The organism is Rhodanobacter sp. FW106-PBR-R2A-1-15 (assembly GCF_058789735.1).
Window position 1 is genome coordinate 17,168 of the sequence record NZ_JBYTEM010000005.1, and the last position, 15,916, is coordinate 33,083.

15 protein-coding genes and 1 tRNA gene are annotated in these 15,916 nt (G+C 66.5%); 15 read left to right on the top strand and 1 reads right to left on the bottom strand.

Going from position 1 to position 15,916, the window contains the following annotated elements:
* Positions 1-23: 23 nt before the first annotated feature.
* From AC3WTD_RS04205 to AC3WTD_RS04275, 15 genes are all read left to right on the top strand, one after another.
* Positions 24-752 carry a YebC/PmpR family DNA-binding transcriptional regulator gene (locus tag AC3WTD_RS04205; RefSeq protein WP_027493132.1) on the top strand — a complete coding sequence of 243 codons (729 nt, stop codon included), beginning with the start codon at positions 24-26 and terminating at the stop codon, positions 750-752.
* 139 nt (positions 753-891) lie between these two features.
* On the top strand, positions 892-1,410 hold the full coding sequence (ruvC, locus tag AC3WTD_RS04210; protein WP_027493131.1) for a crossover junction endodeoxyribonuclease RuvC: 519 nt from the start codon (positions 892-894) through the stop codon (positions 1,408-1,410).
* Between the two features lie 34 nt (positions 1,411-1,444).
* Complete coding sequence (gene ruvA / locus AC3WTD_RS04215; protein ID WP_027493130.1) at positions 1,445-2,041, top strand: Holliday junction branch migration protein RuvA; 597 nt, start codon at positions 1,445-1,447, stop codon at positions 2,039-2,041.
* 2 nt (positions 2,042-2,043) lie between these two features.
* Entirely contained in the window at positions 2,044-3,951 is a 1,908-nt protein-coding gene (locus AC3WTD_RS04220) for a potassium transporter Kup (protein WP_037089957.1), read from the top strand.
* A 214-nt stretch (positions 3,952-4,165) separates the two neighbouring features.
* A complete protein-coding gene (ruvB, locus tag AC3WTD_RS04225) occupies positions 4,166-5,215 on the top strand; it encodes a Holliday junction branch migration DNA helicase RuvB (RefSeq protein ID WP_492612996.1) in 1,050 nt (349 codons plus the stop codon).
* Complete coding sequence (gene ybgC / locus AC3WTD_RS04230) at positions 5,208-5,645, top strand: tol-pal system-associated acyl-CoA thioesterase (protein WP_492612997.1); 438 nt, start codon at positions 5,208-5,210, stop codon at positions 5,643-5,645. Before ruvB ends, ybgC begins: the two co-directional genes overlap by 8 nt.
* An 18-nt stretch (positions 5,646-5,663) precedes the next feature.
* Positions 5,664-6,350, top strand: a complete 687-nt coding sequence (gene tolQ / locus AC3WTD_RS04235; RefSeq protein WP_027493126.1) for a protein TolQ — start codon at positions 5,664-5,666, stop codon at positions 6,348-6,350.
* Between the two features lie 13 nt (positions 6,351-6,363).
* Positions 6,364-6,828: a protein TolR gene (gene tolR, locus AC3WTD_RS04240; RefSeq protein WP_008436868.1), complete on the top strand. Its 465-nt coding sequence runs from the start codon at positions 6,364-6,366 to the stop codon at positions 6,826-6,828.
* Positions 6,815-7,759 (top strand): cell envelope integrity TolA family protein, encoded by a 945-nt coding sequence (locus AC3WTD_RS04245; RefSeq protein ID WP_492612998.1) that lies wholly within the window; start codon positions 6,815-6,817, stop codon positions 7,757-7,759. The genes tolR and AC3WTD_RS04245 overlap by 14 nt, the downstream gene beginning before the upstream one ends.
* An 8-nt stretch (positions 7,760-7,767) precedes the next feature.
* Complete coding sequence (gene tolB, locus AC3WTD_RS04250; protein WP_027493124.1) at positions 7,768-9,090, top strand: Tol-Pal system beta propeller repeat protein TolB; 1,323 nt, start codon at positions 7,768-7,770, stop codon at positions 9,088-9,090.
* A gap of 248 nt (positions 9,091-9,338) precedes the next feature.
* Positions 9,339-9,845, top strand: coding sequence for a peptidoglycan-associated lipoprotein Pal (gene pal, locus AC3WTD_RS04255; protein WP_027493123.1), 507 nt, complete (start codon positions 9,339-9,341; stop codon positions 9,843-9,845).
* Positions 9,845-10,720, top strand: a complete 876-nt coding sequence (ybgF, locus tag AC3WTD_RS04260) for a tol-pal system protein YbgF (protein ID WP_492612999.1) — start codon at positions 9,845-9,847, stop codon at positions 10,718-10,720. The genes pal and ybgF overlap by 1 nt, the downstream gene beginning before the upstream one ends.
* A 12-nt stretch (positions 10,721-10,732) precedes the next feature.
* On the top strand, positions 10,733-11,425 hold the full coding sequence (gene queE / locus AC3WTD_RS04265; protein WP_027493121.1) for a 7-carboxy-7-deazaguanine synthase QueE: 693 nt from the start codon (positions 10,733-10,735) through the stop codon (positions 11,423-11,425).
* A 151-nt stretch (positions 11,426-11,576) separates the two neighbouring features.
* The gene (queC, locus tag AC3WTD_RS04270) at positions 11,577-12,263 is read left to right on the top strand and encodes a 7-cyano-7-deazaguanine synthase QueC (RefSeq protein WP_492613000.1); all 687 of its coding nucleotides are present in this window, start codon (positions 11,577-11,579) and stop codon (positions 12,261-12,263) included.
* Positions 12,264-12,335: 72 nt separating this feature from the next.
* Positions 12,336-12,411 (top strand) — tRNA-Lys (locus AC3WTD_RS04275).
* A 189-nt stretch (positions 12,412-12,600) separates the two neighbouring features.
* On the opposite strand, the gene AC3WTD_RS04280 is transcribed toward AC3WTD_RS04275, so the two are convergent.
* Positions 12,601-15,915, bottom strand: a complete 3,315-nt coding sequence (locus AC3WTD_RS04280) for a pilus assembly protein (protein ID WP_492613001.1) — start codon at positions 15,913-15,915, stop codon at positions 12,601-12,603.
* Position 15,916 lies beyond the last annotated feature (1 nt).

A 15,916-nucleotide genomic window follows, 5' to 3' on the forward strand; every position in this document is an offset into this window, starting at 1 on the left:
AATCGCTTCGTGCAGGAATCGCCATGGGTAGGGGACCGTCCATCGAAGGCCGCAAGAACGCCGAGGATGCCAGGCGCGCCAAGGTGTTCACCAAGCTGATCCGCGAAATTACCGTCGCCACCCGTTCCGGCGTGGCCGACCCTGGCGGCAACCCGCGCCTGCGTGCGGCGATCGACAAGGCCCTGTCGGCGAACATGACCAAGGACACCATCGAGCGCGCGGTCAAGCGTGGCTCCGGCGCCGAGGGCGGCGCCGACATGCAGGAGCTGCGCTACGAAGGCTACGGCCCGGCCGGCATCGCGCTGATCATCGAGAGCTTCACCGACAACCCCACCCGCACCGTGGCCGACGTGCGCTACGCGCTGACCAAGCACGGCGGCAACCTCGGCACCTCCGGTTCGGTGGCGTTCCAGTTCACCCGCTGCGGCGAGCTGGTGTTCGCCACCGGCGGCGACGCGGCGGCCGAGGAAAAGGTGCTGGAGGCGGCGCTGGAAGCTGGCGCCGACGACGTGCTCAACGAGCACGGCGAGAGCATCGTGCTGTGCACGCCGGAGCATTTCGAGGCGGTACAGCAGGGGCTGATTGCTGCCGGACTGAACGCCCAGCACGCCGGCGTGGTGATGCGCCCGAACAACCGCGTCGAAGTGCCGGAGGAAGCGCTGGAACAGCTGCTCGACCTGCTGGAGAGGCTCGACGCGTTGGACGACGTGAGCGAGGTGTCGCACAACGCCGCCTTGCCGGCGGCGTCGTGACGGGAACCGTGAACTGGGTTCCGGGGTTCGGTGCGAGCAAAGAGTCGACGGGTTCCGCTCGGCTCCGTTCACCATAGAAGTGAAGGCGCCAGCTGTGGCTTTTCCCGAATCCCGAATCCCGAATCCCGAATCCCGGCATGTGCGGATCATCGGCATCGACCCCGGCAGCCAGCGTACCGGCGTAGGCATCATCGACGTCGATGACGCCGGCCGGCTCGCGCACGTCTTTCACGGCGCGCTGGCCGTGGCCGGCGAGGCCACGTTTCCGCTGCGCCTGAAACGCATCTTTGACGAACTGTGTGACATCATCGCCGCCCATCGACCGACCGAGTGCGGGATCGAGCGCGTGTTCATGGCGCGCAATCCGGACTCGGCACTGAAGCTGGGGCAGGCACGCGGCGCCGCCATTTGCGCGGTGGTCAGCCAGGGGATCGTGGTGCACGAATACGCAGCAACCGAAGTGAAGCAGTCCGTGGTCGGCAGCGGCCGCGGCGACAAGACTCAGGTACAGCACATGATCGGCGTGCTGCTCGGCCTCAAGGGGCCGCTGCAGGCCGATGCCGCCGATGCGCTGGCGGTCGCGGTGGCGCATGCGCATACCCGCGCCAGCCTGGCCCGCGTCGGCATTCCGCGCACGGCCTGGAGGCGGCGCCGGTGAAGGCGACACCGAACCGGGCAGGGAGACGGCGCCGATGATCGGGCGTCTGCGCGGCATCCTGATAAGCAAGCAGCCACCCTCCCTGCTGGTCGAGGTGGGCGGCGTCGGCTACGAGGTCGAGGCGCCGATGTCGACGATCTACGACCTGCCTGGCCTCGGCAAGGAAGTGGTGCTGCTGATCCATCATGCGGTGAAGGAGGACAGCATCACGCTGTACGGCTTCCTGCACGAGGCCGAGCGCGTGCTGTTCCGCAACCTGCTGAAGGTCAGCGGGATCGGTGCGAAGATCGCGCTGGCGGTGCTGTCGGGCGTGTCCACCGACCACTTTGCGCGGCTGGTGCAGGCCGGCGACGTGGTCGCGCTGACCAAGATCCCCGGCATCGGCAAGAAGACCGCCGAGCGCATCGTGGTGGAGTTGCGCGACCGCGTGGACGGCCTGTCCGGCATGCCGGGCGCCGCGCTGCGCACGGCTGGTGCGCCGCTGGACGCCGCGGGCGAAGCCGCCGTGGCCTTGCAGCAGCTGGGTTACAAGCCGGCCGAGGTGGCGCGGCTGGTGCAGAAGGTTGCTGCCGATGGCGACGGCGCCGAGGCCATCATCCGCAAGGCGCTGCGCGCCGCGCTCGGAGCTTGATCGTGAGCCATCACCATCAGACTGTTCAACTCCTCACCCCCGCGGAGAACCGGCGCCGATTGCGGGCGCTGGCGCTCGGCGCGATCGGCGTGGTGTTCGGCGACATCGGTACCAGCCCGCTGTACACCATGAAGGAAACCCTCGGCACGCACGGCATGACGCCGACCGAGCCGGCGGTGCTGGGCGTGCTGTCGCTGGTGTTCTGGGCACTGATCATGGTGGTGTCGCTGAAGTACGTCACCTTCGTGATGCGCGCGGACAACAAGGGCGAAGGCGGCATCATGGCGCTGATGGCGCTGGCGCAGCGCTCGATGAGCGGCTCGGCGCGAGCACGCTGGGTGCTGGCCGGCATCGGCATCTTCGGCGCGGCGCTGTTCTATGGCGACGGCGTGATCACTCCGGCGATCTCGGTGCTCGGCGCGGTCGAGGGGCTGCAGGTCGCCGCGCCCGGTCTGGGCAGGTACGTGGTGTGGATCGCACTGGCGATTCTGCTGGGCATGTTTGCGGTGCAGCGGTATGGCACGCACAAGGTCGGCAAGGCGTTCGCGCCGGTGATGACGCTGTGGTTCGTGGTGCTGGCGGTGCTCGGCGGGCGCCAGATCATCGCCAATCCGCAGGTGCTGTACGCGGTCAATCCGCTGCATGCGGTGCGCTTCTTCCTCAGCCACGGCGATACCTCGTTCATCGCGCTCGGCGGCGTGGTGCTGGCGCTGACCGGCGCTGAGGCGTTGTACGCGGACATGGGCCACTTCGGCAAGAAGCCCATCCGGCTGGCCTGGTTCGGCTTCGTGCTGCCGGCGCTGCTGCTCAACTATTTCGGCCAGGGTGCGCTGCTGCTGGGCGACCCGCTGGCGATCTCCAGCCCGTTCTACCTGATGGTGCCCGAGTCGCTGCTGTACCCGATGATCGTGCTGTCGGCCGCCGCGGCGGTGATCGCGTCGCAGGCGGTGATCTCCGGCGCGTTCTCGATGACCCGCGAGGCGATGTCGCTGGGCTATTCGCCGCGGCTGGCGGTAGTGCATACCTCGCGCGAGATGTCCGGGCAAATTTTTGTACCGTGGGTCAACCGCATGCTGATGGTGCTGGTGATCCTGGCGGTGCTCGGCTTCCGCAGCTCCGACAACCTGGGCGCGGCCTATGGCATCGCGGTGACTGGCACGATGACCGTGACCACGGCGCTGGCGCTGGTAGTGGCGCGCAAGCGCTGGCACTGGAGCTGGTTCACGGTGGTGCTGGTCGGCGTGCTGTTCCTGATCATCGACCTGGCGTTCTTCGGCGCCAACCTGCTGAAGGTGGCGCACGGCGGCTGGTTTCCGCTGGTGCTGGGTGTGGTGGTGTTCAGCGTGATGACCACCTGGCGCCGCGGCCGCGAGCTGGTGGTGCGCGAGATCAAGCAGGGCGGCCTGGCGCTGGCGCCGTTCATCGAGAACATCGCCGAGTACCCGCCGTTGCGCGTGCCGGGCACGGCGATCTTCCTCACTGCGAACCAGCATGCCGTGCCGCATGCGCTGCTGCACAACCTCAAGCACAACAAGGTGCTGCACGAACGCAACGTGCTGCTGACGGTGGATACGCTGGAAACGCCGGTGGCCGAGGCCCACGAGCGCATCGCGATTACCCCGATGGGCGGCAACTTCTTCGGGCTGGAGCTGCGTTTCGGCTTCGCCGAGGACCCGAACATCCCGCTGGCGCTGACCCAGTGCTCGCGCGAGGGGCTTGGCTTCGACATGATGGACACCACCTTCTTCCTGTCGCGCGAAACCATCGTGGCCGACGCGCGCCGCCCCGGCATGGCGCTGTGGCGCGACAAACTGTTCGCGTTCCTGTCGCGCAACGCGATGCCGGCCACCGCGTTCTTCCAGATCCCCGGCAACCGGCTGATCGAGCTGGGGGCGCAGGTGGAGATCTGATTCGCGAAGCGAATCAGATCTCCACCGCGGCCCACGGATGGGCCGCACGCAGGCCGATCGCGGATGCGATCGACCTGCGGAGCCCCGGTCGGGCGTAGCCCGACCGGGGCGAGCCAAAGAAGTGCAGGAAAGCACTTCTTTGGCTCATGGGAACGGCTGCTCCTGCTCTTGATTCCCACTCCATTTCACCCACGCAAGTCGCCATAATGCCGGCATGACCGACCACCGCATCATCACCGCCGCCGCCCAGCTCGACGACGAGGCGCTGGAAGCCACCATCCGGCCGAAGCGGCTGGCCGAGTACCTGGGCCAGCAGGCGGTGCGCGAGCAGCTGTCGATCTACATCGAGGCGGCGAAGAAGCGCGGCGGGGCGCTGGACCACGTGTTGGTGTTCGGCCCGCCGGGACTGGGCAAGACCACGCTCAGCCATGTGATCGCGAACGAACTGGGCGTCAACCTGCGCTCCACCTCCGGCCCGGTGCTGGAACGCGCGGGCGACCTGGCCGCGCTGCTGACCAACCTGGAGGCGAACGACGTGCTGTTCGTCGACGAAATCCATCGCCTGTCGCCGCTGGTCGAGGAGGTGCTGTACCCGGCGATGGAGGATTTCCAGATCGACATCATGATCGGCGAAGGACCGGCCGCGCGCTCGATCAAGCTGGACCTGCCGCCGTTCACCCTGATCGGCGCCACCACCCGCGCCGGCATGCTGACCGCGCCGCTGCGCGACCGCTTCGGCATCGTGCAGCGGCTGGAGTTCTATACCGCCGACGAGCTCACCGCGATCGTGCGCCGTGCCGCGCGCATCCTGGGCATCGTCTGCGCGCCGGAAGGGGCGCAGGAGATCGCCCGCCGCTCGCGCGGCACGCCGCGCATCGCAAACCGCCTGCTGCGCCGGGTGCGCGACTATGCCGAGGTACGCGCCGGCGGCGAAATCACCCTGGCCGCGGCGCAGGCCGCGCTGGACATGCTGAAGATCGACCCGCAGGGTTTCGACGAACTGGACCGGCGCCTGCTCGGCCTGATCATCGAGAACTTCGACGGCGGCCCGGTCGGGGTGGAGTCGCTGGCCGCCGCGCTGAGCGAGGACCGCGGCACGCTGGAGGACGTGGTCGAGCCGTACCTGATCCAGCAGGGCTACCTGATCCGCACCGCCCGCGGCCGCATGGTCAGCGCCAGGGGCTGGCGCCACCTGGGGCTGGTTCCGCCGCCGCGGCAGGCGCAGCCCGCCGACCTGTTCGAGAGCGGAGCCGACGATGCCTGAGCTTGCCGCGAAGCCGTCCTTCCGCTGGAACGTACGGGTCTACTGGGAAGACACCGACGCCGGCGGAGTGGTCTATCACGCCGGCTACCTGCGTTTCATGGAGCGCGCCCGCAGCGAGTGGATGCGCGCGCTCGGTGTCGACCAGATGGCCTTCAAGCAGGCCACCGGGCTGGCCTTCATGGTGCGCGACATGCACATCGACTTCCTCAAGCCCGCCCTGCTGGATGATGAACTGTCGGTAACGGTCGACGTCGAAGAACGGCGCGCAGCCAGTATCCTGTTCGCCCAGACGATTACGGGAAAGGACGGCAGCTGCCTGGTCCGCGCCAGCGTGCGGGTGGCCTGCGTCGACCTCCAGCGCATGCGGCCGGCGCCGATTCCTGCCGACCTGATCCCGCAAGCCGCACCTCAAGACAACCCAAGCCGATAGGCGGAGCACCTGCAAGCAATGAACAGTGGACTGAATGTTTTCACGCTGATCGCGGATTCGAGCGTGCCAGTAAAACTGGTGCTGCTGATCCTGCTGGTGTTCTCGTTCCTGTCCTGGGTCATCATCATCCGCAAGTATTCGCAGACCAAGGCGGCGATGGAGAACGCCGAGGAATTCGAGGAGCGCTTCTGGTCCGGCGGTGACCTGGCCCAGCTGTTCCGCGAGGTCAGCAACCGCAACGGCGGCACCGGCGGCATCGAGAACATCTTCGAGTCGGGCTTCCGCGAATTTGCCCGCCAGCGCCAGCGCAAGACCCACGATTCGCGCAGCGCGATCGAGGGCTCCGAGCGCGCCATGCAGGTGGCCGGCACGCGCGAGATCGGCCGGCTCGAGCGCAACCTGGAATTCCTCGCCAACGTCGGCTCGATCAGCCCGTACGTGGGCCTGTTCGGCACCGTGTGGGGCATCATGGGTGCGTTCCAGGGCCTGGGCGACATGAAGGACGTGACCATCGCGGTGGTTGCGCCGCACATCTCCGAGGCCCTGATCGCCACCGCGATGGGCCTGTTCGCGGCGATCCCGGCGCAGTGGGCGTACAACCGCTACGCCACCAAGGTCGAGCGTATCGCTTCGCGCTACGACGTATTCCAGGAAGAGTTCTCCTCGGTGCTGCAGCGGCAGATCCAGACCGACGACGTCGCCTGAGCGGAGAGCGGCCATGCGAACCTCCGGGCGCCAGCGGCGCTACAAGCTCAAATCCGAGATCAACGTGGTGCCGTACATCGACGTGATGCTGGTGCTGCTGATCATCTTCATGGTCACCACGCCGATGATGAACTCCAGCGTCGACGTGCAGTTGCCGCAAGCCAACGCCAAGTCGCTGCAGCAGAAGAAGGACCCGGTGCTGGTCTCGGTGCTGCAGGACGGCCAGCTCTACCTGACCCTGAGCGGGGCGAAGAAGGAGCTGGTTGACGCCGACACGCTCAAGCTCAAGGTGGGCGCGTTCGTGCGCGAGAACCCCGAAGTCAGCGTGCTGGTCGGCGGCGACGAGCGCGGCAGCTACGGCGGCGTGTTCAAGGTGCTGGCCGACCTGCAGCAGGCTGGCGTGGCCAAGGTCGGCCTGATGGGTCAGCCGGGTCAGCCGGGCGGCCAGGGCAAGAGCGCCTCCGATGGACGAAAGTAAGGCGACGCCGAAGGCGGTCGTACTTTCCGCCGTCCTGCACATCGGCATCGTGGGGTTCCTGTTCCTCGCGGTGCTGCCGTGTTCCACCTACGAGAACGTGTTCGACGCGCTGCACCTGCCGACGTGGATGAACCCGATCACCTGCTCGAAGCCGCTGGAGCTGCAGGGGCCGATCATCGAGGCCACCCTGATCGGCCCCACCGGCAGCCCGCCGCCGAATGCGGTCAAGGTCAAGCCGGTACCCGATTCGACGCCGCCGCCACCGACGGTGCCGCCGCCGACCCCGCCCAAGATCGAGGCGCCGGAGGTGAAGACCCTGCCGCCGCCGCCCAAGCAGCCGGACCTCAAGGACCAGGAGCGGGTAGTGGAGGAGGCGGCGCTGAAGGCCGAGGAAGCCAAGCAGCTGCAGGAGGAAAAGCAGCGCCAGCGCCAGGCCGAGCTGGATGCGCAGGCGGCCAAGCAGAAACAGCAGAAACAGAAGCAGATCGACGACCTGATCGCCAAGATGGATGCCGCCGCGCAGCAGACCCGCAAGCTCGACAACCGGGCCAAGCAGGCCAAGCAGCAGCTGGAGGATCTGAAGAACGCCCAGGACAACGGCGCTCCCGACCTGCCCAACGCGGCACAGCGCCAGACCGGCAACAACAGCCTGAACAGCAACCTCGCCGACGAATATGCAGCGGCCATTCAGAATGCGGTCACGCCGAACTGGTTAAGGCCGGATAACATACCGTCTGTTCCGTGTCAGGTTCATATCGTGCAGTCGCCCGGCGGTGACGTGATGAGCGCCACCGTGGATTCCAGCTGCCCGTACGACGATGCTGGCCGGCGTTCGGTCGAGAATGCGGTGCTGCGTACCAAGACCTTGCCCTACAAGGGCTTTGAAAGCGTGTTCCAGCGCAACCTCACCTTCACCTTCAGGCCGCAATGATCAAGCCCATGCGCAAATCCAGCCCCAGCTTCGCCGCCATCCTGCTGGCCGTGGTGGCGTTGTTCGTTGCCGGCCCGGCCGCCGCCCAGTCGCTGAATGTCGACATCGTCGGCGGCGTCAAGACCGCCACCCCGATCGTGGTGGTGCCGTTCGCCCAGGCCGGCGGCGCGCCGCTGTCGACCGACGTGGCCGACGTGATGCGCAACGACTTCAACCGCTCCGGCAAGTTCCGCTCGCTGGCCAAGAGTGACATCGTGGAGTTCCCGTCCAAGGGCTCGGACATCAAGTTCGCCACCTGGCGGTTGCTCAAGCAGGACTACATCGTGGTCGGCAACGTCGCCGACGTCGGCAACGGCATGGTCCAGGTCGAGTACGAGCTGTGGGACGTCAACAAGCAGCAGAGCCTGCTGCACCAGCAGATGCCGCCGGCCCCGGCGGGCGACCTGCGTGGCGTGGCGCACCAGATCGCGGACATCATCTACCAGAAGATCACCGGCGTGCGCGGCGCGTTCTGGACCCGCATCGCCTACATCACCGCGGTGGGCCTGGGCAACCACACCACCTATTCGCTGATCGTGGCCGATTCGGACGGCTACAACCCGCAGGTGGTGGCGCGCTCGAAGGAGTCGCTGCTGACGCCGGCGTGGTCGCCCGACGGGCGCAAGCTTGCCTACGTCTCGTTCGAGAGCGGCAATTCGTCGATCTACGTGCAGGACATCACCACCGGCTCGCGCCAGCTGGTGGAATCCCACCCGCGGGGGATCAACGGCGCGCCGGCCTGGTCGCCCGACGGCAGCAAGCTGGCGGTGGCGCTGTCCTATGTCGGCAACCTGGAATTGTTCGTGCTGGATCTGGCCAGCCGGCGCGAAACCCGCCTGACCAACAGCCTGTCGATCGACACCGAGCCGGTCTGGGCGCCCGACGGCCAGAGCATCTATTTCACCTCCGATCGTTCCGGCCGGCCGCAGATCTACCAGGTGCCGGCCAGCGGCGGTACGCCGCAGCGGATCAGCTTCCAGGGCCAGAGCAATCTGAATGCCGATGTGAGCTACGACGGCAAGCAGATCGCCATGGTGCAGGGCAACGGGAACGTGTATCGTATTACCATCATGGATCGCAGCCTGGGTGACCAGGTGCGTTTCCTCTCGCCGGGTCCGATCGACGAGTCCCCGAGTTTTGCTCCGAATGCCAGCATGCTGCTTTACGCCGCTACCGAAGGACGTCGCGGCGTGTTGTATGCCGTATCGGCTGACGGTCTGGTTCGCCAGCGCCTCGTGCTTTCCGATGGCGACGTGCGCGAGCCCGCCTGGGGGCCCTTCCGGCAACGTTGATTTTCCAGGCTGCCGCGCGCGAGTGCGGCGGCCTGATGCCCAGGGAGTGGGCCCGAACGGCGCTGCGAGGCGCGTTTCGGTTTCCGGCCATGGCGCTTTGCCGCGCCAGCAGCCAGTCAGGGCGACCGTGCAGAACCATGCACAATCGACCTCTCAAGTGTCAAAATAACAGCCGGACAACCGGCGTCAGCTGTCCCGTAACCCAGTCGTCATCGTTTGTCGGAACTCAACCCGTAAGGAACGTCACCATGAATAAGACCGTTCGCGTCGCCCTGGTCGCCCTGCTCTGCGTGGGCGCGGCCGCTTGCTCCAAAAAGCAGGAAGTCAAACCCCAGCCCGCCCCGGAGCAGGCTGCTCCGGTTCAGGCTCCCGTCTCCGACGGCAAGTACACCCCCGCCGACCTCGATACCGATGCCTGCCTGCGTCAGCGCGTCGTGTACTTCGATTTCGACAAGACCGAGATCAAGCCGGAGTTCCAGCAGATCATGGCTTGCCACGCCAAGTACCTGCAGGATCGCCCGACCTCGCACGTCCGTCTCGAAGGCAATGCCGACGAGCGCGGTTCGCGCGAGTACAACCTCGGCCTCGGCGAGCGTCGCGGCAATGCCGTCTCCGACGCGCTGCAGGCCAACGGTGGCTCGGCCAGCCAGCTGGAAGTGATCAGCTACGGCAAAGAAAAGCCGGTGTGCCGTGAGCACAACGAGGATTGCTGGAGCAAGAACCGCCGCGTCGAGATCGTCTACACGGCGCGGTAATGACGAAGCGACTGGCTAACAGCTTTGCAGCCAGGTTCAGCATGGCGGGCGCGGTCGCGTCCGCCATGCTGTTCGCGTTCCCGGCATTCGCGCAGGATTCGCGGTTGAGTCTCGCCGATCGCGTCGCGCGGCTGGAACAGCAGGCACAGAACAAGGACCAGTCCGGCACCGGCATGGTCAACCAGATGCAGCAGTTGCAAGCACAGGTGCAGCAGTTGCAGGGGCAGGTCGAGGAGCTGCAGCACCAGCTGCAGACGCTCGACGACAAGAACAAGGCCCAGTACACCGATCTCGACGCCCGCTTCGGGAGGCTCGAGGGCGGGGCGACGGGCGCTGCCGCGGCGGCGGGCAACAACCCGCAGGCGCAGGCGCAGGCGCAGGCCGGCGGCCAGGCTGCGGCGGCGACTGCCGCTGCCACCGGCAACCCCGCGGCCGCCCAGCCCGCCGCGAAGGCCGGCAACAATGGCGCCGCCGCCGCCGATCCGGCAGCGGCCCAGGCCGCCTACGACGTGGCCTTCAAGGCGATTCGTGCGGGCAATTACGTGGAAGCCTCGCGCGAGTTCCGCAGCTTCATCCAGCAGTATCCGAACCATGCGCTGGCGCCGAACGCCTGGTACTGGCTCGGCGAGTCGTACTACGCCACCACCAATTATCCGGTCGCGCTGGAATCGTTCCAGCAGTTGCTCAGCCAGTTTCCGCAGAGCGACAAGGCGGCCGACGCGCTGCTCAAGGTCGGCTACAGCCAGCTGGAACTCAAGCAGACCGCGGCGGCGAAGGCCACGCTGGCTCAGGTCACCGCCAAATATCCGGGCTCCAAGGCGGCCAGCCTGGCCCAGGAGCGCCTGCAGCGCCTGCAACTGCAGTCGGGCAACTGAGCGGGTAACGATATGAGCGGCCATGACGCGCGCGAGGCGTCCGGCACGCCTGCCGCGGTGGTTGCCGAGCGCCTGCGCATCACCGAGATCTTCCACTCGATCCAGGGCGAAGCCGACGCGATCGGCTGGCGTACCGTGTTTGTGCGTCTCACCGGCTGCCCGTTGCGTTGCGTCTGGTGCGATACCGAGTATGCGTTCCACGGCGGCAACTGGCGCGCGATCGACGACATCCTCGCCGAGGTCGCCACGCATGGTGCAAAGCATGTGTGCGTGAGCGGCGGCGAGCCGCTGGCGCAGAAGCGCTGCCTGATCCTGCTGCGCAAGCTGTGCGATGCCGGTTACCAGGTCTCGCTGGAAACGTCCGGCGCGCTGGATGTTTCCGCAGTCGATCCGCGCGTGCACAAGGTGATGGACCTGAAGGCGCCGGGCTCGGGCGAGAGCGCGCGCAACCTGTGGTCGAACCTCGACCACCTGCTGCCGCACGACCAGGTCAAGATCGTCATCGCCAGTCGCGCCGACTACGAGTGGGCGTGCGCGGTGCTGGCCGAGCGTACGCTGGCGGCTCGCTGCATGGTGTTGTTCTCGCCGGTGTGGGGCAAGGTCGAGCCGCGCGAACTGGCCGAATGGATCATCGCCGACAAGTTGCCCGTGCGTTTCCAGCTGCAGCTGCACAAGCTGCTGTGGAACGACGCGCGAGGAAAATAGGCGAGTGGAGAGGAGTGGGAAGGGAGGTGCGCAGCGCACTTTCCACTCACTTTTCGTTCCTCTTCACGCACTCCTGTTCTACGCGCTGTGGCCTGTGTCGCCGCGTGCGCTTTCCGGCCGGTGACCGGCCGTACCCCAATGGATGAAACCCATGTCTGAAACACTTCCCCGCAAGGCCGTCGTGCTCGTCTCCGGCGGCATGGATTCGGCCGTCACCATCGCCATCGCGCGCGAGCAGGGTTACCAGGTGCATGCGCTCAGCGTGGCCTATGGCCAGCGCCACAGCTCGGAGCTGGCGGCGTCCGACCGCGTGGCGACGATGCTGGGCGCGGTCGAGCACAAGACGGTCGGCATCGACCTGCGCAGCATCGGCGGCTCTGCGCTCACCGCCGACATCGACGTGCCGCTGGATGCTGCCGACAGCAGCGCCATCCCGGTGACCTACGTGCCGGCGCGCAACACCATCATGCTGTCGATCGCGCTGGGCTGGGCCGAGGTGCTCGGCTCAAGCGACATCTGGTGCGGAGTCAATGCGGTCGACTACTCCGGCTATCCGGATTGCCGCCCCGCCTTCATCGAGGCCTTCGAGAAATTGGCCAACGTCGCCACCAAGGCCGGCGTGGAAGGCGCCGGCATCCGCATCCATGCGCCGCTGATGCGCATGAGCAAGGCCGACATCGCGCGCGAGGGCCAGCGCCTCGGTGTGGATTTCTCGGCCACGGTCAGTTGCTACCAGGCCGACCAGGAAGGCCGTGCCTGTGGCCATTGCGATGCCTGCCGATTGCGCGCACAAGGCTTCCGCGAAGCGGGGCTGGCCGATCCCACCCGCTACGTCTGAAGCGGGTCGATGCGTTTGCTTGTACGGCTGTCGCCCAGCCCGTAAAATTGCCCGCTTGAGTTTTGCAATGATGGGTCGTTAGCTCAGTTGGTAGAGCAGTAGACTTTTAATCTATTGGTCCCGGGTTCGAGTCCCGGACGACCCACCAGTTTCCAGAGCGTCCGGACGGGCGCTCTTTTTTTGTTCGTGCGTTAGCCGGCATGGCTTCGAATGCTCGTGTCGCCGTCCGCGATCAGCAGGTGTTTGCCCTTGGGCTCGGTGGCCAGTTGCCGTCGAGCCCGGGCAAATCCGTGTGTGCCTTGGTGCAGGCGCGGCGTGGCGGCCGCGCCTGCAAGGTTTATTTCAGACCTTCGGTGAACCAGTAGGTACGCTTGCGCTTGCCGGTATTGGGCGGAGTGACCCTCTGGGCGCCCAACGCCGAGCTGTTGTTGCCGCCGCCAGTGCCGGTCTGGTTGCCGCCGCCGATGAGTACCGGGGTGTAGATGCCGCTGCCGGGATTGACTTCGACCAGGCCGAATACCGGCGAGGGCGGCAGGCCGCCGCCGTCGAACACGATGTAGCCGTTGCTGTTCTGGCCCTCACCGGTCCGGAAGTTGATGGCGTAGCCGCGCGCAATGCCCAGGTTCGGGTAGCACATGCCGGGGTTCAGCTTGGGATCGGCCGGGGTGTTGGTGCCGAAGTAGGTGTAGCCAGCCACCGTCAGCGGCGCATTCACCGCCTTCTCGCCCGAGTGGGTCAGGGTGACATAGAACCCCGACGTGGTGCTGGTGGAGGAGTAAGGCGGGGTCGTTCCCGCGGCGGCGCCGGTTTCGTCGGTGAGCATGGATTGGGTGATCGTGGTCCAGCTGGTGGCTACGCTGGTGCCGGTGTTGGTGTCCTTCAGCATGTAGAAGCGGTTGACCACGCAGGAGGATGCGTTCGACGCCAGAGGATGCTCGCGATCGCCGCTGGCCGCGACCACGGCGTCGAAGCTGGTGGTCGGCGTGACGTCGGGCGGGTAGAAGAACTTGCGCGCGCCAGTGGGGTTGGTGGCGCAGCTGGCGCCGGTACCGGTACCGGTGGTGCCCAGGCTGGCAAGCTTGGTCACCTTCCAGTTGGCAGGGGAGCTGTCGTCGACGTCGACGCGCCAGATGTTGCCGCCGAGGTCGCCGGTGTAGAGGCGGTCGGCGTAGCCGTCGCCGTTGCGGTCGAGCAGGGTGATGTCGGACGGGATCGCATAGGTCATCCCGGAAACCGACGCTGTGCAACCGGAAGCACAGGCGGTCCACACCGTGCTGCCATTGAAGGCATCCAGCACCACGATCGCGCGGCCCATGGTATCGGCGGTGGCGACCGGGTCCGTATCCTCGGCGGGATCGTAGCCGCCGCCCATGACCAGCACGGGAATGGGATTGCCGCTGAGGTCGGTGTGGCCCTTGACCAGGGCCAGCTTGGGTTGCGACCAGGTCTGACCGAGTTCGGGGATGTTGGCGTTGGTCTTGCTCCACAGGAAGAGCGGCGGCTTGGTTGGATCGCTCACGTCGAACGCATAGATCAACCGGCCGCCGCGGCGCGCCGTGACGTAGATGTAGGTCTTCGGACTGCCGGCCACGCGCAGATCCTGGTAGACCGTGGTGGTGCCATCAAAGAAGTAGGGCTTGCCGCTGCCGCTGGTGGAGCCCAGCGTCAGCAGCGGGCTGTTGTTGTACAGGCGCTGGAACCTGTTGAAGAAATCAGGTGCGATGAACGACCACAGTTCGCCACCGGGGCGTACCAGTCGCCCGCTGGCCATCGAGATGACGCCGGGAGAGGTGGCATTCTTGTTGCCGTTGACAGCACGGAGGAGGCCGTCGTTGGAGCCGTAGAACGCCACGATGCCGATGGAACCGCCATAGTTGACCACCGCTGGCCGCGAATGCAGCACGTCGCCATGGATGGAGGGGCGTACGGTGACCGGAGTGCCGGGCCCTGCCGGGCTTTCGGCGCCGGGGGTGGTGGTGTTGTTGTCGGTGCCGCGGATCCAGTTGATGAGGTTGGTGGTGGTGGGCGTGGTGGTCGAGCTGGTGCCGAACAGGCTGCTGCCGGCCAACGTGGTGTCATCGAAGGTGGGCAGCGTGCCGGAGCTGGGGCAGCCGCCGACGCTGGTGCAGGTGTAGATCACCCGCTTCGACTGGTCGGTGAGGTAGTCCGCGCGGATCATTTCGGCCACGCCACCCTTGTCGACCACCTCGCCGTCGGGGGCATCGAAGGCGCCACCGGAACCGGTCGGGCGATTGACCCAGAAGCCGCTGGCCGGCCAGTTGGCGACGATGCTGCTGCTGTAGCCGCTGGCGGTGACGGTGAACGGGCCGTCGCCCGGGGTGCCGGTCTGGTGGTCCGCGGTCCAGTAGCTGAGTGCGGTGGGCGAAATGAAGCCGGTGCCCGCGTTGCTGATCGCCGGGTTGCCCAGCGAGTCATCCAGCACCACGTTGTTGCTGGAGTCATAGCCGATCTGATACTGCTTGAGGTTGCCCGCCCAGCGCGGCGCGGCGGTGGCATCCGGGCGGAACATGCCCACGTAGACCTGGTTGAGCGAGGTACCTTGGGCGTTCACGCTGACCGGCAGGCTCACCGAGGCGAACACGCTGTTGGTCGCCTGCACTTCGGTGAGGATCGTGATCAGCGCCTTGACCAGGGCGCTCACGTCGCCCGCCCTGACGTAGAAGTACTTGCCGCCGCCATTGGCGGCCATGCTCTTGACCAGGTTGATGTGATCGACGCATTTCTGCTGCGTGGCGTCGCAGCCATCCGAAACGGCGATGGTGTAGGTGATGATGTTCTGCGGGTTGTGCGCGACCGAGGCGGGGATGCCGGACAGGTCGGACTGATACATGAACTTCGCCCATTCGTCGCCCCAGTTCTGCTGGTAGCCCGCGGGGTTCAGCGGGATCATCGGCGGCGACATGGGTTTGGTACTGGCGGGGACGCCCATGGCCGTGGCCAGGGTCGATTGCGGCAGCGTGACGCTGTTGGAGGTCTTTGGCGCGTTGCTGCCGCTGACATTGGCCAGGTAGATGATGAAGTTCTTCTGGCACGTGTCGTTGATCGGCGTGGTGTAGGTGGTCCCGGACAGGCCCTTGGTACCGCTGAAGAAAGCCCAGGCCTCCTCCATCGAATCGTCGAGATTGTTCGAGTTGGTGCTGACGGCCGCCGTGCCGGGGCCGGTTCCGCCGCCGGGTGTGCCCGCGATCGCGCTCTGGAACGTGGTAGCGCCCGCGGTATTCAGCAAAGGCAGGGGGCCGGGCGGGGTCGGCGAGGGGTTCGGGTAGAAGAACAAGCCGCCATCGGCCGGATTGAACATCATCAGGCCCATCTTGACCTGGCCGTTCAGCGAGCTGCTTGGTGCCCCGATGGAACCGATCATGTTGTAGAGCGCGCATGCCTCGAAGTCATGCGACTTGGGGTTGGAGGTGATCCAGGTGGGGCAGTTGCTGCCGGGAAGGATCGACGTGGCCGAGTTGCCGTTCGACGCGTTGTCCATGATCAGCAGCACGTTCGGCTGCCCGCCATTGACCGGGTTGCCGGTGTACAGGTCGATGTCCTCGCCGCTGGCCATGCCTGGCAGCGTCAGCGCCGCGGCGATCAGGGCGAGGATGCGCAGCCGGTGATTCAGGTGGGTGCGTGGGTGTGACATG